The sequence below is a fragment of the Parasulfitobacter algicola genome (assembly GCF_013315265.1).
GTDB classification, from domain to species: Bacteria; Pseudomonadota; Alphaproteobacteria; order Rhodobacterales; family Rhodobacteraceae; genus Parasulfitobacter; species Parasulfitobacter algicola.
This window is the reverse complement of the sequence record NZ_JABUFE010000004.1, coordinates 22,162-42,227: the sequence shown is the minus strand read 5'-3', so window position 1 is coordinate 42,227 and position 20,066 is coordinate 22,162. Positions and strand designations below refer to the sequence as shown.

The window sequence follows — 20,066 nt, the reverse complement described above, 5'->3', positions numbered from 1 at the left end:
ATTTTTGTACTTTTTGTTAGCTTGTAGTTCTTCTTTGCTTTCGTATGTTGGGATCAACATTTTGGCGGTGCGCTTGAAACCTGTCCGCTGATACACCAAGTTACACAGTCTGACCGGAAAAGGCCGTGCGTTGCTGCCAAGCGGGACCGGAGCCTTTTTGCTAATATAAGGAATGAGCATGCAAGAGCCACTCAGCCAATCCTATCCTGTACTGCCGCTGCGCGATATAGTGGTATTCCCCCATATGGTGGTGCCATTATTCGTTGGCCGCGAAAAATCTGTGCGTGCATTGGAAGATGTGATGCAAGATGACAAACAGATTTTATTGTCAAGCCAGATTGACCCAAGTGTGGATGACCCCGAAAGCGACGGGATTTACCAGACCGGTGTTCTGGCCAATGTTTTACAGTTGCTGAAACTGCCGGATGGCACTGTGAAAGTGCTGGTCGAAGGACGCGCACGTGTGCGGATCACTGAATATATCGAAAACGACAGCTTTTTCGAAGCGCAGGCTGAATATTTGCCAGAAGCGCTTGGTGATGAAGAGACCGTCGATGCATTGACCCGCTCTGTCGCGAAAGAGTTTGAGCGGTATGCGAAGGTCAAGAAAAACATCCCCGAGGAGGCGCTGGCCGCCGTTGCGGAAAGTGATGAAGCCAGCAAGCTGGCCGATCTTGCCGCGGGTCATTTGGGCGTCGAAGTCGCGCAAAAGCAAGAATTGCTTGAAACGCTGATCGTGTCTGAGCGGCTTGAAAAGGTCTATGGGCTGATGCAGGGCGAGATGAGCGTTCTGCAGGTCGAGAAAAAGATCAAGACTCGCGTGAAATCCCAGATGGAGCGTACACAGCGTGAATATTATCTGAATGAGCAGATGAAGGCCATTCAGAAAGAGCTGGGCGATGGCGAAGAGGGCGGCAATGAAGTGGCCGAACTGGAAGCACGCATCGCTGACACAAAACTAAGCAAAGAGGCCCGCGAAAAGGCGGATGCCGAAATCAAAAAGCTGAAGAACATGTCGCCCATGTCTGCAGAAGCAACTGTGGTGCGGAATTATCTGGATTGGATGCTGTCGATTCCATGGGGTGTCAAAAGCCGCGTGAAAAAGAATCTTGGCAACGCTGAAAAGGTTCTGGATGCCGATCATTATGGTCTGGAAAAGGTCAAGGAACGCATCGTCGAATATCTGGCCGTGCAGCAACGATCGACCAAGCTGAAAGGCCCGATCTTATGTCTGGTTGGCCCGCCCGGTGTTGGTAAAACATCGCTTGGAAAATCAGTGGCCAAGGCGACGGGGCGTGAATTTATCCGTATTTCGCTTGGTGGGGTGCGCGACGAATCTGAAATTCGCGGTCACCGACGGACCTATATCGGGTCAATGCCTGGCAAGATCATTCAGGCGCTGAAAAAGGCGAAAACGACCAATCCGCTGATCCTGTTGGATGAGATCGACAAGATGGGCCAAGATTTCCGTGGCGATCCTGCAAGTGCGATGCTTGAGGTTCTGGATCCTGAACAAAACAGCACATTTGTCGACCACTATCTTGAGGTCGAATATGATCTGTCAAACGTCATGTTCCTGACTACGGCCAACAGCTATAACATGCCAAGTCCGTTGCTGGACCGGATGGAGATCATCACCCTGGCCGGTTATACCGAGGACGAGAAGCGCGAGATCGCCAAGCAGCATCTGATCGAAAAACAGAAAAAGAACCACGGTCTGCGCAAGTCTGAGTTCGAAGTCAATGATGAGGCGTTGCAAGAGATCATCCGCACTTACACCCGCGAAGCTGGTGTGCGGAACCTTGAGCGTGAGATCGCGAAGCTGGCCCGGAAAGCTGTGACCAAGATCGTCAAGAAAGAGGTCGAAAAAGTCCAAGTAACGGCTGATAACCTTGAAGACTATTTGGGTGTAAAGCGTCACCGTTATGGTCTGGCCGAACAAGATGATCAGATCGGTGTTGTAACTGGCCTGGCTTGGACCAGCGTTGGCGGTGATCTGTTGTCGATTGAGGCACTGCGTCTGCCTGGTAAGGGTCGGATGAAAACGACGGGTAAATTGGGCGATGTCATGAAAGAGTCGATTGATGCGGCGTCCAGCTATGTCCGGTCGATCAGTCCGCAGATCGGGGTCAAGCCGCCGAAATTCGACAAGCTGGATATCCACGTCCATGTTCCGGATGGGGCCACACCAAAGGATGGGCCGTCGGCTGGTCTTGCTATGGTGACGTCTATTGTTTCAGTGCTGACGCAGATTCCTGTGCGCCGTGATATTGCGATGACTGGCGAAGTTTCGTTGCGTGGGAATGCTATGCCCATAGGCGGATTAAAGGAAAAGCTGCTGGCAGCCTTACGAGGCGGTATCAAAACCGTGCTGATCCCTGAAGAAAACGAAAAGGATCTGACAGAGATTCCTGATAATGTGAAAGAGGGTCTTGAGATCATTCCTGTCAGCCACGTCAGCGAAGTTCTAAAACTTGCCCTTGTGTCTGAGCCAGAGCCGATTGAATGGGACGAAGCGGCCGAAGAAGCTGCTGCTGCTCAAAAATCGCTTGATACATCGAGCGATGGAAGATCGGGCACAGTCACACACTGATTTTTGATTAATGTAAAAGAAAAGGCGCGTCACAATCGACGCGCCTTTTTTGTATTAAGTGTGATTCACGGGGCTTAGGATTTGCCCTTCCAAGGCACCAGCACCCGTTCACCCCAACGCATCAGAATATCAATTCCAAAACCGATGATCCCGATCAGGATGATGCCCATGATCACGATATCTGTTAGCTGAAATTTTGAAGCTGCGACAATCATCTGACCGGCACCTTGTTCAGCGGCAACCAGTTCAGCGGCGACAACCGTACCCCAACATACGCCCATGGCCACACGCGCACCGGTGAATATTTCAGGCAACGAGTTGGGCACAATCACATGTCGCATGATCTGTGCCTTGGACGCCCCAAGCGAATAGGCCGCATGGATTTTAGAGATATTCACGCCAGATACGCCCGACCTAGCCGAAATCGTCATGATCCACAAAGATGCCAAGAACAAAAGGATAATCTTTCCCGTTTCACCAATGCCAAACCAGATGATGATCAGCGGGATCAGCGCCAATGGCGGCACCGGACGCATGAATTCGACAATCGGGTCAAACCACCCGCGGAACCAGTTGGACAGGCCCATCGCATACCCAAGCGGAATACCGACAAGCGCGCCCAGAACAAAACCGACAACCACACGAAACAATGAATAGCCTAAGTGTTCAAACAATGTGAAATTGCGATAGCCATCCTTGGCAATGTTCCACAGCCGATAGACCACCTGTTCGGGGGGTGGCAGCCAGATCGGCTCCATCTGCCAGCCTTTTGCAGGTTCAAAGTTCAGCGTTCCTTTGGGGGTCATCGATACGCTTCCGATGTCGATTGAAACCTCACCGCCTGGTGCAATGGGTTGGCCGTTCACGGCGATTACCGTGGCCCCGTCATCCCGAGTTACCTCGTCATTACGATCAACACGGATCAAGTCACTACGCCAAACGGCAAGCGACATTGCGTCATTCTTGGCAAAGCCATCACCGGGTTCGACTGTAGGGGCATCAACTGGTTCGCCCACAGCATGAACGATGACCGAAACAGTTGCATCATCTGTGGTCCCGTCCGCAGTTTGAGCCGTATAGGTAAAGGCCCCTTCGCCCTGAAACGGTCCGGGTACGTGAATGGGCGTTAACCAAGATCCTGTGAATGCCCCCCACAACAGAAATATGGTCGCGATTGATATGATTGAGGCTACTTTATTTGGAGTAACGGCGCTTTCATCACCAAAGGTGACTGTTTTCAGCGAAGTGAAATCGCTGGTTTTGGTCATCCCTTTTGCAATCGCTTTTACGGCGAAGAAGGATCCAATGAAAATCGCAACGTAGATCAGAAAAGGTATCATGATGTTGCCTCCGTCCGGCCCATGATTTCCTCTTCCATGTCCCAGATCATACTTAGGATTTCGTCGCGCGTTTCAGCGAAGCTTTCGGATTTTTTCACCTCGCGAAGGTCAGCGCCGACGCCGCGTTCGGCAAATGGTAATTCGTATTCTTTGTGAATTCGGCCAGGCCGGGGGGCCATCACAATCAGGCGTTCGCCAAGCAGCAACGCTTCTTCAACTGAGTGCGTGATCAGGATGATGGTTTTGCCGGTTTCTTTCCACAGCTTCAGTACCAGCCCTTGCATCTTTTCGCGGGTCAGCGCGTCAAGCGCGCCAAGGGGTTCGTCCATCAGGATCACGTCAGGTTCATTGGCAAGACAGCGGGCCAAAGCCACGCGCTGCTGCATACCGCCAGACAGTTCATAGACAGCTTTTTCTTTGAAATCCTGCAACCCCACCACATCCAGCAAATGGTTGACGATTTCGTTCTTCTTGGCGTTTGCCATGCCCTTCATCCGTGGGCCAAAGCCGACATTTTCACGCACGCTCATCCATTCGAACAGTGCGCCTTTTTGAAAGACCATACCACGTTCGGCACCGGGGCCGGTGACCGTGTGATTATTGATGACGATGCGACCTTCGGTGGGCGCCAGAAATCCGGCCAGGATATTAAGCAATGTGGTCTTGCCACAGCCTGAAGGTCCCAGAACACTTAGCAGTTCGCCTTCTTTCAGTTGAAGCGATACATCTTGTAACGCCTGTACGGATGCGCCGTTCGGAAGATCGAACCGCATTGAAATATTTTCTACTGACAGCCCTGACATGGCCCGTCCTTTTTATTTGGGGAATGGGCGGGCGACGCAATGAAACCCGCGTCGCCCAGATAACAATTTACATGTTGTCCAGTGATTTCAGGGCGTCAATTGCAACAGCACCTTCATAGCTGTCACGTGCGCTGTCGATATTGCCGGTTTCGACAAAGAAGTCAGCTACTTCTTTCAGGAAAGTCTGGCTGCCACCGCCAAGCCATTTTTCACTAAGCTGATCTTCGACCGACGGAAACACAAATGTGTCCATTGTGGCAGCTGTGGCCGCAACATCCATGCCTGAATCTTTGGCAATGACTTCCAGCATTTCGTCGCGGTTTTCGCCAGCGTTCCACATGGCATTCATGTCGGCGGTGACTTTCAGGAATTTCGCCAGCAATTCAGCTTCTTCAGCCACAAAGTTAGAGGGTGCTGATGTGACATCAAACACCTGAATGCCTAATTCTTCTTTTTCTGCACCAGACAGCAACACGTTGCCATGTTCTTTCATGCGACGCAGGGCACCACCCCAACCACAGGCCATATCAAGAGACCCTTGGGCCAGCGCTGCCGCACCTTCAGCGGGGGCCATATCAACGACTTCCATTGATGATACATCAACGCCGAAATGTTCCATTTGCTTTAAAAAGCCGTAATGTGCAGCTGTCCCAATTGGAACGCCTGCTTTCTTGCCCGCCAGTTCGCTGGCCGAGGCTGCATCAATTTCCAAGCCGGATGCCACGACACAGTTGTCATTTTCGGAATAGGCGACAGCAACATCAACGATCTGAATATCCTGCCCTGCCGAGGCTGCCACAACAAAGGGCGGCACACCTTGGCTGATGGACAACTGCACATCACCTGATGCCATGGCTGCACTCATCGCGGTGCCTGCATCAAATGTGCGCCAGTTAATGGTAACGCCCAGTTCTTCTTCATAGATGCCATTGACCTTGGCGTATTGAAACGGCATGGGCCATTCTAGAAAATAACCAACCGTCAATTCGCCGCCATGGCCAGCAGCCATTGCCGCTTGTGCGCTGGTCAGCATCGCAACCCCGGCCATTGCGCCGAAAAAGTTTGTTTTCAGGGTCATTCGTATTCTCCCGTGTGGTTTGACCGCATTTGCGGTTTTGACTGTTAAAAGCGATCTTGCGTCGCGTTGTGATTTTTACAGCAGGCTCTTTACGTGGCCCGAATACCTTCAGCGAAGCACACATCGGTTCACCAGAAAAGCCCTCAAGTTGCCCGTTATGCATTTTTTGTGACAATTTCTGATAGTAAACGTATTTATTGCGCAATTAAAAATGCATGTTTTGCATCTTTCAGCAAAGCCGAAGTTTCACTTCAATTTTAAGTGTTTAAGCGATGTGATCATATATCAGCGGATTTCACCTCAGTTTTCCAAGAAAATATAAGTTTGGTGAGAAAGTTATTGACATGTGGGCTGAAATAACAGAAATTTCTGTCATGACAGAAATAAAAGATATATCCGAATCTGAAGCACGTCAGCAATTTATCCTGTATTGGGGTGACATGGGCGGTCAGTGGGGCGTGAACCGATCCGTTGCTCAAATTCATGCGCTGCTTTTTCTCAGCGTATCCCCGATGAATGCAGAACAGATTTCAGATCAATTGGGCATTGCGCGTTCCAACGTATCCAATTCGCTGAAAGAATTGGTTGGCTGGAAGTTGATCAAGCGCGTGCCTGTATCAGGGGACCGACGTGAACATTTCGTGGCTGAAGTTGATGTATGGGAAATGGCCATGCGTATCGCAGCGGGTCGTAAGGAACGTGAAATTGATCCTGCAATGGCCGCTTTGGCTGAATGCCTGGAAACTGCCAAGACTGAGCAAGGTTTGAACCCTGTTGTGATGCAGCGCATGAAAGAAATGCAAGATTTTCTGGCGATCGCAGATCATTGGTACGGTCAAATGTTGGGTGTACCGAAATCAAAACTTCAGATGCTGATGAAGATGGGGAACAAAGTGTTTTCCATGCTTAAGATCACTGGAAAGAAGTCTGAATAAAAAATTTATCAAAATATTTCCGTTAATACAGAAATGAGTGTTATTACCGAACTGGACGACAGATGCATATACGTCATATAATTTCCCCCGAAGCCCGCGACCCCGATACCAGATTTTACGATTTGTTGGGGCAAGAAAACTGGTTCCGTCTGCCGCCTGCTGTGCGTCGCCGTTTTGGCAAAAAGCTAAAAGCTGGCGCCAGTGTTGTTTATCAAGGTGAAGTCACTGCAATGAAGATCAGCAGACTGGGCAAGATATTGGCGCAGGTCACACGTTTGATCGGTGCGCCGTTGCCCTATGATCTGTCTTCTATCGGCAAGCCTGCCGTTGTCACTGTGACCGAAGACTGTGCAAGCAGCGGTCAGTTTTGGATCCGGCAGTATGGTCGGCAGTCTGGGTTTCCACAGTTGGTGCACAGCTCAAAAAGGTTTGCCGGGTCGACAGGACTGGAAGAATATATCGGCTTTGGCATTGGTATAGCGTTGCGGGTTGAAGCAACCAATGATGCGCTTTTGTTCAAAAGCGATCATTATTTTCTAAAGGTTTTCGGCCGTCGTTGGCGGTTGCCACGGGTGCTTAGCCCCGGCGCGCTGACAATTGGTCATCATGATCTGGGCGACAGCAAGTTTTTGTTTTCGCTGAATCTTCATAACCGACTGTTTGGGCTTTTGGTCCAACAGGATGCCGTTTTCCAGGATGCAAAGGAATAAGCCATGGATAACCCTGTTCTTTGGACATTGATATCAATTCAGGTTTTGATGGGGGCATTCGATACGCTTGTGCATCATGAGGGTACCGAACGTTTAGCTTGGCGCGCATCACAAAAACATGAACTGCGGTTGCACGGTGTACGGAATTTCTTTTATGCGGTGATTTTTATATGTTTCGCGTGGATTGAACCCCACGGTATTTTCACCATAATTTTAGTGGCGATCCTTATTGTGGAAGTTCTGATCACTCTTTGGGACTTCGTGGAAGAGGATTTGACCCGCAAGTTACCAGCGACAGAACGGGTCAACCATACCTTGTTGGCATTAAACTATGGTGCGATCCTTGCGTTGGCGGCCCCTTACCTTTGGGAATGGGCGTTTTTGCCAAGCGGTTTGACCCCTGTCAGCTATGGCTGGTGGAGTGTGATGGCAACCGTTTCTGCCATTGGTGTCGGTGTGTTCAGTGCCCGCGATCTGCTGGCGGCATCCCGTAGCGACAGATTGGGGCGGGGCGATCCGGCACAACTGGTGTCTGCTTTGAAACCACGTCAACGGATTTTGGTGACAGGTGGAACGGGTTTCATCGGGCAGCGGCTGGTGCAGGCTTTGGTTGCAGCTGGCCACCGCGTCACCGTGTTGACCCGGGATATCCGCAAGGTTGATGAATTGGCGCATCCCGTGCGCGTGGTCGCTGACTTGGGTCAAATATCGGATGATGAGGTTTTTGATGCAATCGTAAACCTTGCTGGCGAGCCTATCGCAAACGGTCTTTGGACTGTAAAGAAACGCATACGAATTATCGCATCGCGGGTTGATATGACTAAGGGCGTAAGTGATTTGGTCGGTCGGTTAAATCATAAGCCTGATTGTGTGATCAGCGGGTCTGCGGTTGGGTGGTATGGCTTGCAGGGTGATCAAACACTGGATGAATATTCCCGGCCCGAACCGGCTTTCGTTCATAACATCTGTCAGGCCTGGGAAGATGCGGCAGCGCCGATTGAACAGTTGGGTGTCCGGCTCGTCCGGCTGCGCATTGGGTTGGTTATGGGGGTCGACGGCGGACTATTGGCCAAACTGCTGACCCCGTTTGAATTTGGCGGCGGCGGTAGAATGGGCGATGGGCAACAATGGATGCCTTGGATTGAGCATGATGACATGATCCGTGTGATTGCCTTTGCGATGTCCAATCCGAATATGGCGGGGCCAATGAATGCTGTCGCGCCAAATCCGGTGCGGAATGAAGAATTCACCCAAAAGCTGGCAGTGGCTTTGACCCGCCCTGCGTTTTTGCATTTGCCTGCCTGGCTTTTGACCACTGTACTGGGGGATCTGGCGCGTGAAACTATGCTGGGCAGCCAGCGTGTTTTGCCAAAAGTGCTTTTGGAAAACGGGTTCACATTTAGGCATACACAACTTGGTCCGATGCTAAGACAGATCACTGGCGCCAAAGACGTGGTTACTGCAAAAAACGTGACTGATGCTAGGGCGGTTCAATGACGCCCGTGTGGAACAGGTTTGGGCGCTGGATTGGTAAGACCGTCCAGTGCCTCAAGCGGGCGCTTTACGGCGGCGGGCAGACCGGGTTTGCGGGGGGCATAGACCTGTTTGCTGACCTCGACCATCAGAACGCCGCCGGTGGCAAGGATGGGAATGCTTTGACCACCCGCCTCCCAAAAGGGGGCGGTTTTGCGCCAGAACTTTTTGGAGGACGGCGGTTGATACAGGGCCGAGACAGAGTGTTCGACAGCGAAGGAGTGGCTTTTCAGCTGTGCCTCAAGCTGACGCAACGAATAGGGACGACCATAGCCAAAAGGCGTCAGATCGCTGCGCGACCAAAGCCCCGCGCGGTTGGGCACGATAAAAACCGCCTTACCGCCAGGACCAAGACAGCGCCAACATTCGTTCAAAAGCGCCGTCGGGTTTTCGCAGGTTTCCAGCCCATGCAACAAAACAAGCTTATCGATGCATCCGGTTTGCAGTGGCCAGTGGGTTTCTTCGCAAAGCACGCTGACATTTTCCTGTCCTTTGGGCCATGGCATCACGCCTTGCGGGCCGGGCATCAGGCCTATGACGCGCCTGGCATCGCCCAGATAGGGGCGCAACAAAGGGGCCGCAAAGCCAAATCCGGTAACGGTTTGACCGTGTGCTTCTGGCCAAAGTCGCAGCAACTGATGTCGCAAAACCGTTTGTGCCGCCCGTCCCAAAGCACTGCGATAATAAAAAGATTTTAGGTCCAATACATCAAGATGCATTGCGCACACTTTCCAGATTAGGCAACGTTAAGTCAAACCTTATCACCCAGAAAGGGAAAGACCATGCCCCTTGAGATTATCACCATCCCGTGCCGCACCGATAACTATGCCTTTTTGGTCCATAATTCCGATAGCGGTGAAACTGCATTGGTGGATGCGCCCGAATTTGAACCCATAAAAGACGTTCTTGATCAGAATGAATGGCAGTTGACTGATCTGTTAATCACGCACCACCATTTTGATCATATCGATGCCGTTGCGCAATTGCGTGATAGCTATGCCCCACGCGTGATTGGGGCCAAGGCAGATGCAGCCCGGTTGCCCGATCTTGATGTACAGGTGGCAGATGGCGATACGCTGATCGTATGTGGCGCAGAATGCCATGTGATGGATGTGCCCGGCCACACGGTTGGGCACATTGCCTTTCATATGCCATCGACAAAGGCAGTTTTCACAGCGGACAGTTTGATGGCACTTGGATGTGGGCGTCTGTTTGAAGGTACGCCAGATCAGATGTGGAACAGCCTTTGCAAGATCAGGGCTTTGCCTGCTGATACGCTGGTGTACTCTGGTCATGAATATACTGCGAGCAACGCAAAATTTGCCCTGACTATTGAACCTGAGAATAATGATCTTATCTCTCGTTTCCGTCAGATTGAAATTGCTCGTAAAAACAACACCCCGACCGTGCCATCGCGCTTGTCAGATGAATGTCTGACCAATCCTTTTTTGCGCGCAGACTTGGCGGATGTAAAATCTGCAATACATATGGATGGAAAAAGCGATGAGGAAGTTTTCGCAGAAATCAGAAAGCGTAAAGATAACTTTTGATGGTTTTTGCACTATAGTTGGGTATTTTGTCGATCAGACGACGCTAAAGCGGGCTATTTTACAAGGATTGCCCAGAAAGTGATCGCCCGCGACGAAAAAAACCTTGAAGGTTTCAGAAAACAACCGAACCTTAATACTTAAGAGGCCACGGTTGTCGCGGGGTTCTTGGCCCCCCGTCGACCCAGATTAGAGGAGCACGCCACCGTGCCGTCATTCTCGAACACACTTGAGCAGGCAATTCATTCCGCGCTGGCCCTGGCCAATGCGCGCAACCACGAGCTGGCAACATTAGAGCATTTGTTGCTGGCATTAGTGGATGAACCTGACGCTGCCAAGGTCATGCAGGCCTGCAGTGTCGACTTGGAATCATTACGAAAAACACTTGTGGACTTCATAGATGATGATCTTGCGACATTGGTCACCGATGTTGAGGGATCAGAGGCTGTTCCGACGGCGGCATTCCAGCGCGTCATCCAACGTGCAGCCATCCATGTGCAAAGCTCTGGCAGGACCGAAGTAACCGGCGCCAACGTGTTGGTCGCAATCTTTGCTGAACGCGAATCAAACGCGGCCTATTTCCTGCAAGAACAGGAAATGACCCGCTATGATGCCGTAAATTTCATCGCACATGGTGTGGCAAAAGATCCATCTTTTGGCGAAGCGCGCCCTGTAACAGGTGCGACAGATCTTGAGGAAGAAGCCGCAACGCCTGAGGGTGGAGAGGCCAAGGAATCTGCGCTTGCTAAATATTGCGTCGATCTAAATACCAAGGCCCGTAAAGGTGATGTTGATCCATTAATCGGTCGTGATCTTGAAGTTGAACGCTGCATTCAGGTTCTGTGCCGCCGTCGTAAAAATAACCCGCTGCTGGTGGGCGATCCTGGCGTTGGTAAAACCGCGATTGCAGAAGGTTTGGCGCGAAAAATCGTAAAAGGCGAAACGCCAGAAGTGTTGTCAAACGCGACAATCTATTCGCTGGATATGGGCGCACTTTTAGCCGGAACCAGGTATCGCGGCGATTTTGAGGAGCGGCTGAAAGCAGTTGTGACCGAATTGGAAGATCACCCTGACGCGGTTCTGTTTATTGATGAAATCCACACTGTGATCGGTGCCGGGGCAACATCTGGCGGTGCAATGGACGCTTCTAACCTTCTGAAACCTGCGCTTCAGGGTGGAAAGCTGCGGTGCATGGGGTCTACGACGTACAAGGAATTTCGTCAGCATTTCGAAAAAGATCGTGCGCTGTCACGGCGTTTCCAGAAAATTGATGTGAATGAACCGTCAGTCGAAGATACCGTCAAGATCCTAAAAGGGCTAAAGCCTTACTTCGAAGATCACCATTCGATCAAATATACGTCCGATGCGATCAAAACGGCCGTTGAACTGTCGGCACGTTATATCAATGATCGCAAGCTGCCCGACAAGGCGATTGATGTGATTGATGAGGCAGGGGCAGCCCAGCATTTGGTCGCCGAATCCAAACGTCGCAAGACGATCGGTGCAAAGGAAATCGAAGCTGTTGTTGCCAAAATTGCGCGTATTCCGCCGAAAAGTGTATCGAAAGATGACACTGAGGTTCTTAAGGATATCGAAACAACATTGAAACGGGTTGTTTTCGGTCAAGATGATGCAATTGGGGCATTAAGCTCGGCTATTAAATTGGCGCGTGCCGGCTTGCGGGAACCCGAAAAACCAATTGGCAACTATCTGTTCGCAGGCCCGACTGGTGTGGGTAAAACCGAAGTGGCTAAGCAGCTGGCAGATACTTTGGGCGTAGAGCTTCTGCGCTTTGATATGTCTGAGTATATGGAAAAACATGCTGTCAGCCGTTTGATCGGTGCCCCCCCCGGATATGTTGGCTTTGACCAGGGCGGTCTGTTGACAGACAGTGTGGATCAGCATCCGCATTGTGTTCTGCTTTTGGATGAAATCGAAAAAGCACATCCAGATGTGTTCAACATTTTGCTGCAGGTCATGGATAATGGGTCGCTGACCGATCACAATGGTCGTACGGTAAATTTCCGCAACGTGATCCTGATCATGACGTCGAATGCTGGCGCGACAGAGCTTGCTAAAGCTGCGATTGGCTTTGGACGTGATCGTCGCGAAGGTGAAGATACGGCGGCGATAGAACGTACATTTACACCTGAATTCCGGAATCGTCTGGATGCTGTGATCAGTTTTGCGCCATTGCCAAAAGAAGTCATCCTGCAAGTTGTTGAGAAGTTTGTTTTGCAATTGGAAGCCCAGTTGATGGATCGCAATGTCACGATTGAGCTGACGAAAGATGCTGCAGAATGGTTAGCTAATAAGGGTTATGACGATAAAATGGGTGCACGTCCTTTGGGTCGTGTTATCCAAGAATACATCAAGAAACCACTGGCCGAAGAACTACTTTTCGGAAAATTGGCCAAAGGTGGCATCGTGAAAGTCGGTATGAAAGACGGAGAGCTTGATTTGGAGCTTGAAGCGCCGGAAAATCGACGGCTATCAACGAAAAAACCGCCACTTTTGACTGCGGATTAGTAATGAAAAGGCCTCGGGAAATCACGAGGCCTTTTACTTTTCGGTGAATTTCAATTCAATCCGGCGGTTTTGTGCACGCGCATCAACGGTATCTGCGGGATTGATTGGTTGATATTCCCCAAACCCATTAGCAGACAATCTGTTTGGTGGAATGTCAAGTTCTTCAACCATATAGCGCACAACAGACAGTGCGCGGGCTTGGCTAAGTTCCCAGTTGTCATCGAAAGCACTGCTGCGTGAAACAGGTGTGTTGTCGGTATGGCCATCAATCTGCAATACCCAATCAATATCGTCCGGAATATCAGTTGCAACGGCTTGTAAGATGCCGGCAATCTTGGCGATTTCACCACGTCCTGCGTTAGACAGGCTTGCGCTGCCAAGGGGAAAAAGAACTTCGGATGAGAAGACGAAGCGGTCACCAACTATTCGCACGCCTTCTTGTGCGCCAAGCAAATCGCGCATGCGACCGAAAAATTCTGACCGATACCGTTCCAGATTTTGCGCTTCGGCTTCAAGTCTTTTGCGTTCAGCTTCCTCAAGCTGGCGACGACGGCGTTCTTCGGAAGCCGCGCGTGCAAGCGCTGAATTTAATTGCGTGCCTAATGCTTCGATTTGAACATCTGCATCACGATCGGCTTCGGCCGAGGCATCAATCAAACCTTGCAAACTGGCCATTTGCGATCTGAGTGCCGCAATTTGTTGGTTCATCAGGGTCAGTTTGCGACGATCTTCTGCTGATTGCGCTTCGCTTTGGGACAGTGTGTCATTTGCAATCGCCAGCAAAGCTTCGCGTCGTTCGACTTCGGTTGTGGCTTGTTCTGACTGGGCTTCGGCGGCTGCAAGCAAGGTCAGTGTTTCTTCCGCTTGTCTGCGCTGTTCTTCCAAGGACAAGGTCATTGCGATTAATTCATCTTCGGCACCTTGCAGCCTGTCACGTAAAGCTTGCGCTGCTGCAGCTTCGGCCAATCGTGCAGCTTCGGCAAGGGTCAAAGTATCCTGCGTTGTTTCCAATTCGCCTTCCAAATCTGCAATCAGCGCTTCCAAGGCTTGTCGCCTTGCTGCTGCCAATCGTGCAGCTTCTTTTTCGGCATCGATTTCATCGCGTGCCTCCGCAAGGGACGCATTCAGATTGGCCTGTTGGGATAAAAGCGTTGCGACTTGCGCCTCAAATCCGGTTATCTGTGTTTGCGCATCGGCAAGCGCCTGATCTTGTTCGGAAATACGGGTCTGGGCTATTTCCAAGGCACTTTGTGTGTTGGTGAGTGTGTTGGTCAGTTGACCCAGTTCTTCTTGTAGTTCTGTTGCGCGATCCTGTTCCAAACCTAAAGCATCAGATAGTGACATGACCTGCGACGCCAGTGCATCCAATTCGCTTTCCTGGCCCGTGATTGTTTCGCGCAGCATGAACTGCACGACCATAAAGATCGTCAGAACAAACATCAAAACCAGTAAAAGGGCCGTCATCGCATCAACAAATCCAGGCCAGATCGAGGCCTGAAAGCGTTGTCCAGTGCGACGCGATAGCGACATGGTTTAAGCCTGATCCATCTTGGCAGCCTTACGAATGGTTTGGGTCAAAGTCGCAATATCGTTGCGCAAATCTATCACAGATTCCTGACGGCCTGCGGATAATTCTTCAAGAATTTTCAACATTTGGACATCAATGGACCGCAAATGCAGGCGTGCTTCATTGTCTAATCCGTCGCCGGTTGCACCTTCTTCCAGCTTTGCCAAAAGGGCTGCCTTGACCAGACTGTCGCCTTCCATCTGGCTGGCCAGAACTTCGACCGCCTGTGTCATCTTGCCCAGTTTTTCATCGACATCCACACGGCTTTCTGTCGCTTCGGTGAACATCAGTTGCATGTTTTCCATTTGTTCGGCCATTGTATCCAATACACCAGCCATAAAGTTCTGTTCAGCGCTGCTGTCGCCGTCGCCTGCGGAAAAGCCAAGGCGGGTGAACGTGGACAACCATTCTTCTAACTCGCGGTAAAATCGGTTTTGGCCGTGACCTGCGAAAAGTTCCAAAAGGCCCACGACCAGCGATCCGGCTAATCCCAAAAGGGATGATGCGAAAGCCACGCCCATGCCGCCCAACTGGGCTTCAAGCCCGCCCATCAGTCGTGAAAAGATCTGAACGCCACCTTCACCATCCTGAGGCGCAAGGGACCGGATTGTGTCCACAAGGGCAGGGACAGTCGTGGCAAGGCCATAAAACGTGCCAAGAAGGCCAAGAAAAATCAGCAGATTGACAATATAGCGCGTGATTTCACGTGCTTCGTCAATGCGCGTTGCAACGGAATCAAGAATTGATCGGGTAGACGATGCGGACACTTTCATGTTCGCACCCCGTGACCGCATCATAGCGGCCAATGGGGCCAGAAGTTGTGGTGGTGTGGTTAATTCATGTCCACTACGATTGGCGGCAAATCCTTCGATCCAGGCAACGGACGAAATCAGCTGAAGCACCTGCCAGAAACAGGCTAAAACACCAATGACGAAGACCAAAAAGATAAATCCATTCAGATATGGATTTGCCAGAAAGACGGGCGCCACACTGGGATAGGCCAGATAGGCACCGCCGCTCACTAGTGCAAGGGACACCAGCATCAAAACGATCTGGCGGATGGGTTGCGAGAAGAACGGCTCGGCCTCTCGGTCGGTGATGTCCATTTGGACTTATCCTGACACTATCTTGTTTTCTTTATACATAACCTACGCCAGCCTGTGCAGTTCGCCAAGTCTTATTGGACGATTGACCTGACCCGTTCCGACAACCAGTTTAAATTGTTGTCTACAATCCCCAGTTCCTGCAAGTGTTCTGCCGTATTAAACAGGTATTCTGTATTGGGGCCACGCCCCCCGGTTGCATTAGCAATAATTTGTGCTTGTTCTTCCAAATCAAGACTTCCGCAATATTGTGTATGATCGGCATCAATCACATAGCTGACAGCCTGTACCTGACGGCCATCTGCAAGATGCACGGGCAATGTCTTTTCCAGATAGGCAGATGACACCAGTTCGCGTTCACGTAAATAGTGCAATGTTGCAGTGGTCTGTTGATCTGGCACCCTTAGGGCCAGACCTTCGCAAAACGTTTCGGTATTTTCATCCAATGCCAGAACCAGACCTGGATCTTGCGGAGTTCCGCGATGGTGAATGGATTTCATGCAAAAAGACCGGGAATAGCCGTGAAGTGTTGCAATAATCCGTTCTTCGACATCAAAGCCAGGATTCCATATCAGTGATCCATAGCCAAAGACCCAAAGCGTCATATGATCTGGTCCTTCCTGTTTTCCATCTATAAACATCAAACAGGTCGCTTCGGAAAGGGAGACCGATGCGTAAGCTGGTTATTTTTTGTATCGTGCTTGGCTGTATTTACAGTGGTTACTGGTTTGCGGCTGCAACAGGGCTTGAGACCGGGGCAAAGACATGGCTTGCAGATCGCCGGTCAGAAAACTGGGTTGCTGATGCGGATGTAAACGTTACTGGATTTCCGTTCACGTTTGAAACGACCATGACCGGTGTGCAGTTGGCTGATCCTGACACCGGTTTGGCTTGGACAGCGCCTGTGTTTGAAGTTCAGGCGCAAAGTTATAGCCCAAGCTATATTACAGCTATTTTCGCAGATCAGCAGATGCTTGCATCACCCGACGAAAAACTGACCCTTACATCGGACGATATGGTGGCAAGTGTCGGGTTTGTTCCAAATACCAGCTTGGCATTGGACACATCATCACTTGCCATTGCCAATTTGCGAGTAACATCATCGAAAGGCTGGACCAGTCGATTCGACACTGGGCAATTTATGACCACCCAATCTGATGCTGTTCCCTTTGGTCATCATGTTGACGCAGATTTGCAGGGTTTGGTGATGGACCGGGCACTGCGTCGTCAACTTGATCCTGCGGGTTTTTTGCCAGAGCAGATTGAAACCATGCAGCTGGATATGACGGTGGGTTTTGATGCCGCATGGAACCGGTTCGCGATTGAACAGGCCCGCCCCCAACCCACCTCGATTGATCTTGATCTGATACGTGCCAATTGGGGCGAGCTAGAGCTTTTAGCAACGGGTCAGTTGACCATAGATACACAGGGCATTCCACAGGGGCGCATTGACGTAAAGGCGCGAAACTGGCGGGATATTCTTGGCATCGCGGTGCAAGCTGGTTTTGTGCCTGACGACATCGCGCCAACTGTTGAAAATGCGCTGGAACTTCTTGCAGGGTTATCGGGCAACCCGAATACGCTGGATGTGCCATTATCGTTTCAAAACGGTAATATTCTGTTTGGGCCAGTTCCTATAGGTCCGGCACCGCGTATCCGCATTCGCTAAACTAACGACAATATGGGCCTGAACGATAATCAGCCGTGTCGAAATGAAAGTGATCTTGATGAAAACGGTCACTTTCGGGGCCAAGTACGGTACCAAAGGGACCACAAGCAGACTGATGCATTTCGCGCAGGATTTTACGATACTCCGGGGATGTCCAACCATCTTGAACGGTGATTTCTTCCCCGTTTTGCAAAACAAACGCCGAGATATCAATCGCCCGTCCTTTGCCATGTTCCGAGATTTTGGCACCACTTTGGCTGTTGCGACTGCGGCAGGCATAATGGGCGGCGACGCGCAGGCTGTCTAACCCACCACCGCGTCGTCCAACCGCAGGTTTTGCGCTCTTGGTCACCCATGTGTGCAGTGCGCGGGCCGTATCACATTCCATTATTGCGCCCTGGCTTAACTGAACACCTGCGATTTCAGTGACTTGCACAGGATTTGACACACCACACCCATCCAGCGTTCCGACAATCGGATCAATACGATCCCCTTGGATGCCTTTGATGCCACATAGCGATCCGCGTGCGACATCGTCACTTTCCATTGGGCCGCATCCGCTTAAAACCGAAACACACAACGCTGATATAATAGTGACCTCAATATTCATTTTTTCGGTCCTCGGCCAAAATTAGGTGCATCTGTGTCCTGACCTGCTTCGATAATGCCGCGACGAATGGCGCGTGTGCGGGTAAAGTAATCATGCAGTTCTTTGCCATCACCTTTGCGAATGGCGCGTTGCAGCGCAAAAAGTTCTTCCGTGAACCGACCAAGGATTTCCAGTGTCGCATCCTTGTTGTTTAGAAAAACATCCCGCCACATGGTAGGGTCAGATGCCGCGATGCGCGTAAAGTCGCGAAAACCCGCTGCAGAGTATTTGACAACTTCGCTGTCTGTTACGCGGCGCAGGTCATCTGCCACGCCAACCATAGTATAGGCGATCAGGTGCGGCGTGTGGCTTGTAACAGCCAAAACCAGATCGTGGTGATCTGGCTCCATGCATTCGACGTTGCTGCCAAGGCCGTGCCAGAAATCTGCTAGCCGATCAACTTGTGCCGGGTCGGTGTCTTCCAAGGGCACCAGCAGGCACCAGCGATTATCAAACAGTTCGGCAAAGCCTGACGTGGGACCGGATTGTTCTGTGCCTGCCAAAGGATGGGCCGGAATAAAGTGCACATCATCAGGCAGATGCGGGGCAACAGCATCAATGACAGCGCGTTTGACTGATCCTACATCACTGACTGTTGCGCCAGATTTAAGGCCAGGCGCGATCTGCATTGCAACATCTTCCATCGCACCGACTGGAACGCATAGCACGATCAGATCAGCATCGATAACAGCATCCGTCAGATTATTGCAGACACGATCACACAGGCCAATTTCGCGCGCTGTATCGCGTGTTTTGGCGGATCGGGAAAAGCCAGTGACCTCGTTCGCCAGCCCGGCGCGTTTGATGGCCCAGAACATTGATGATGCAATCAAGCCCAATCCGATCAGGGCAACGCGGTTGTAAATCACGCTCATTGCGTTTGTTCTTTGAACTGTTTGACTGCATGTGCAACACGCCGACAGCCTGCTTCGTCACCGACCGTGATACGCAGGCAATTTGGCAGATTATATCCTGCGACACGCCGCACGATGATGCCCTGCTTTTTTAAAAACTCATCGCAAGAATTCGCTTCTGTTCTTGAGCTGAAACGCGCCAGAATGAAATTTGCAGTTGATGTATCAGACGGCACGCCGAGTTCGGCCAAGGCCTCGGCCAGCCATGCGCGCCAGCGGGTGTTCTCAGTGCGGCATTTTTCGACATAATCTGTGTCACCAATAGCAGCCTCGGCCGCGGCAAGGGCAGCTATCGACAGGTTGAATGGCCCGCGGATGCGGTTCAGGATATCGATGACCTGTTGGCTGCCATATCCCCAACCAACGCGAAGACCGCCAAGACCGTATAGTTTGGAAAATGTACGTGTCATAAAGACATTGTCGCATGTGTCGATCAAAGATGCGCCGCCATCGTATCCATCAACGTATTCCGCATATGCGCCATCCAAGACCAACAATGCGCCATCTGGCAGACCGTCAGCCAGCCGCGCGATTTCATTTCCGCCAATCATGGTACCCGTCGGATTATTCGGGTTGGCGATAAACACAAGTTTGGTCTTTTCGGTGCAGCCATTCAGAATGGCATCGACGTCCGTGGTGCGTTCACGCTCAAGAACTTCAACCGGTGTTGCGCCTGCTGCCAATGCCGATATTCGGTACATCGCAAAGCCGTGTTCCGTGTGGATCACTTCATCGCCCGGACCTGCGAAGGCCTGACATAGAAAAGTAATAATCTCATCCGATCCGACGCCACAGATCACGCGATCTGGATCAAGCCCGTGTATATCGCCAATGGCAGCACGAAGTGATTTGTGATCCGTCGATGGATACCTGTGTAAATGGAACGCTTCACGACGATAGGCTTCCATTGCGGCATTTGACGGTCCGAATGGATTTTCGTTCGAGGACAGCTTCAGCACATTTGACACGCCGTCCACATGGCTTGCACCGCCTTGATACAATTGAATGCCCATAATGCCGGGTTGTGGTGTGATCTGTGTCATAAACGTGCCTCCGTCGATCATTACTAGCGGTGGATTGATGCCATGGCGAGACA

General features: G+C 51.1%; 17 protein-coding genes. 7 read left to right on the top strand and 10 right to left on the bottom strand.

The window, feature by feature from the left end; genetic code table 11:
• Positions 1-178 precede the first annotated feature (178 nt).
• The gene (gene lon / locus HRQ87_RS08530) at positions 179-2,593 is read left to right on the top strand and encodes an endopeptidase La (protein ID WP_174137302.1); all 2,415 of its coding nucleotides are present in this window, start codon (positions 179-181) and stop codon (positions 2,591-2,593) included.
• A gap of 74 nt (positions 2,594-2,667) precedes the next feature.
• On the opposite strand, the gene HRQ87_RS08525 is transcribed toward lon, so the two are convergent.
• The 3 genes from HRQ87_RS08525 to HRQ87_RS08515 form a co-directional block, all read right to left on the bottom strand.
• The gene (locus HRQ87_RS08525) at positions 2,668-3,933 is read right to left on the bottom strand and encodes an ABC transporter permease (protein ID WP_174137300.1); all 1,266 of its coding nucleotides are present in this window, start codon (positions 3,931-3,933) and stop codon (positions 2,668-2,670) included.
• Positions 3,930-4,736 (bottom strand): taurine ABC transporter ATP-binding protein, encoded by an 807-nt coding sequence (locus HRQ87_RS08520; RefSeq protein ID WP_174137298.1) that lies wholly within the window; start codon positions 4,734-4,736, stop codon positions 3,930-3,932. The genes HRQ87_RS08525 and HRQ87_RS08520 overlap by 4 nt, the downstream gene beginning before the upstream one ends.
• A gap of 67 nt (positions 4,737-4,803) precedes the next feature.
• Complete coding sequence (locus tag HRQ87_RS08515; protein WP_174137296.1) at positions 4,804-5,814, bottom strand: taurine ABC transporter substrate-binding protein; 1,011 nt, start codon at positions 5,812-5,814, stop codon at positions 4,804-4,806.
• 374 nt (positions 5,815-6,188) lie between these two features.
• On the opposite strand from HRQ87_RS08515, the gene HRQ87_RS08510 reads away from it, so the two are divergent.
• From HRQ87_RS08510 to HRQ87_RS08500, 3 genes are all read left to right on the top strand, one after another.
• Positions 6,189-6,749 carry a GbsR/MarR family transcriptional regulator gene (locus HRQ87_RS08510; RefSeq protein ID WP_174137294.1) on the top strand — a complete coding sequence of 187 codons (561 nt, stop codon included), beginning with the start codon at positions 6,189-6,191 and terminating at the stop codon, positions 6,747-6,749.
• Between the two features lie 62 nt (positions 6,750-6,811).
• Positions 6,812-7,459, top strand: coding sequence for a DUF4166 domain-containing protein (locus tag HRQ87_RS08505; RefSeq protein ID WP_174137292.1), 648 nt, complete (start codon positions 6,812-6,814; stop codon positions 7,457-7,459).
• A 3-nt stretch (positions 7,460-7,462) separates the two neighbouring features.
• Positions 7,463-8,956, top strand: coding sequence for a TIGR01777 family oxidoreductase (locus HRQ87_RS08500; protein WP_174137290.1), 1,494 nt, complete (start codon positions 7,463-7,465; stop codon positions 8,954-8,956).
• On the opposite strand, the gene HRQ87_RS08495 is transcribed toward HRQ87_RS08500, so the two are convergent.
• On the bottom strand, positions 8,950-9,711 hold the full coding sequence (locus HRQ87_RS08495) for a class I SAM-dependent methyltransferase (RefSeq protein WP_174137288.1): 762 nt from the start codon (positions 9,709-9,711) through the stop codon (positions 8,950-8,952). The genes HRQ87_RS08500 and HRQ87_RS08495 overlap by 7 nt on opposite strands.
• A 63-nt stretch (positions 9,712-9,774) precedes the next feature.
• On the opposite strand from HRQ87_RS08495, the gene gloB reads away from it, so the two are divergent.
• A complete protein-coding gene (gloB, locus tag HRQ87_RS08490; RefSeq protein ID WP_174137286.1) occupies positions 9,775-10,542 on the top strand; it encodes a hydroxyacylglutathione hydrolase in 768 nt (255 codons plus the stop codon).
• 204 nt (positions 10,543-10,746) lie between these two features.
• Positions 10,747-13,068, top strand: a complete 2,322-nt coding sequence (gene clpA, locus HRQ87_RS08485; RefSeq protein ID WP_174137284.1) for an ATP-dependent Clp protease ATP-binding subunit ClpA — start codon at positions 10,747-10,749, stop codon at positions 13,066-13,068.
• Between the two features lie 33 nt (positions 13,069-13,101).
• Here the strand turns inward: clpA and HRQ87_RS08480 are convergent, their stop codons facing one another.
• The 3 genes from HRQ87_RS08480 to HRQ87_RS08470 all read right to left on the bottom strand — a co-directional run bounded on the left by HRQ87_RS08480 (position 13,102) and on the right by HRQ87_RS08470 (position 16,343).
• A complete protein-coding gene (locus tag HRQ87_RS08480; protein WP_174137283.1) occupies positions 13,102-14,598 on the bottom strand; it encodes a peptidoglycan -binding protein in 1,497 nt (498 codons plus the stop codon).
• 3 nt (positions 14,599-14,601) lie between these two features.
• Entirely contained in the window at positions 14,602-15,741 is a 1,140-nt protein-coding gene (locus HRQ87_RS08475; protein WP_174137281.1) for a biopolymer transporter ExbB, read from the bottom strand.
• 71 nt (positions 15,742-15,812) lie between these two features.
• On the bottom strand, positions 15,813-16,343 hold the full coding sequence (locus HRQ87_RS08470; RefSeq protein ID WP_174137279.1) for a gamma-glutamylcyclotransferase: 531 nt from the start codon (positions 16,341-16,343) through the stop codon (positions 15,813-15,815).
• A gap of 65 nt (positions 16,344-16,408) precedes the next feature.
• Here HRQ87_RS08470 and HRQ87_RS08465 point away from each other — a divergent pair, with 65 nt between their 5' ends.
• Positions 16,409-17,407, top strand: coding sequence for a DUF2125 domain-containing protein (locus HRQ87_RS08465; RefSeq protein ID WP_174137277.1), 999 nt, complete (start codon positions 16,409-16,411; stop codon positions 17,405-17,407).
• A 1-nt stretch (position 17,408) separates the two neighbouring features.
• On the opposite strand, the gene HRQ87_RS08460 is transcribed toward HRQ87_RS08465, so the two are convergent.
• The 3 genes from HRQ87_RS08460 to hisC are packed head-to-tail and all read right to left on the bottom strand — an operon-like array spanning position 17,409 to position 20,013.
• Positions 17,409-18,017 (bottom strand): extensin-like domain-containing protein, encoded by a 609-nt coding sequence (locus HRQ87_RS08460; protein WP_174137275.1) that lies wholly within the window; start codon positions 18,015-18,017, stop codon positions 17,409-17,411.
• The gene (locus HRQ87_RS08455) at positions 18,014-18,931 is read right to left on the bottom strand and encodes a prephenate/arogenate dehydrogenase family protein (RefSeq protein ID WP_174137273.1); all 918 of its coding nucleotides are present in this window, start codon (positions 18,929-18,931) and stop codon (positions 18,014-18,016) included. Before HRQ87_RS08455 ends, HRQ87_RS08460 begins: the two co-directional genes overlap by 4 nt.
• A complete protein-coding gene (gene hisC / locus HRQ87_RS08450; RefSeq protein ID WP_174137271.1) occupies positions 18,928-20,013 on the bottom strand; it encodes a histidinol-phosphate transaminase in 1,086 nt (361 codons plus the stop codon). Before hisC ends, HRQ87_RS08455 begins: the two co-directional genes overlap by 4 nt.
• Between the last annotated feature and the right edge of the window lie 53 nt (positions 20,014-20,066).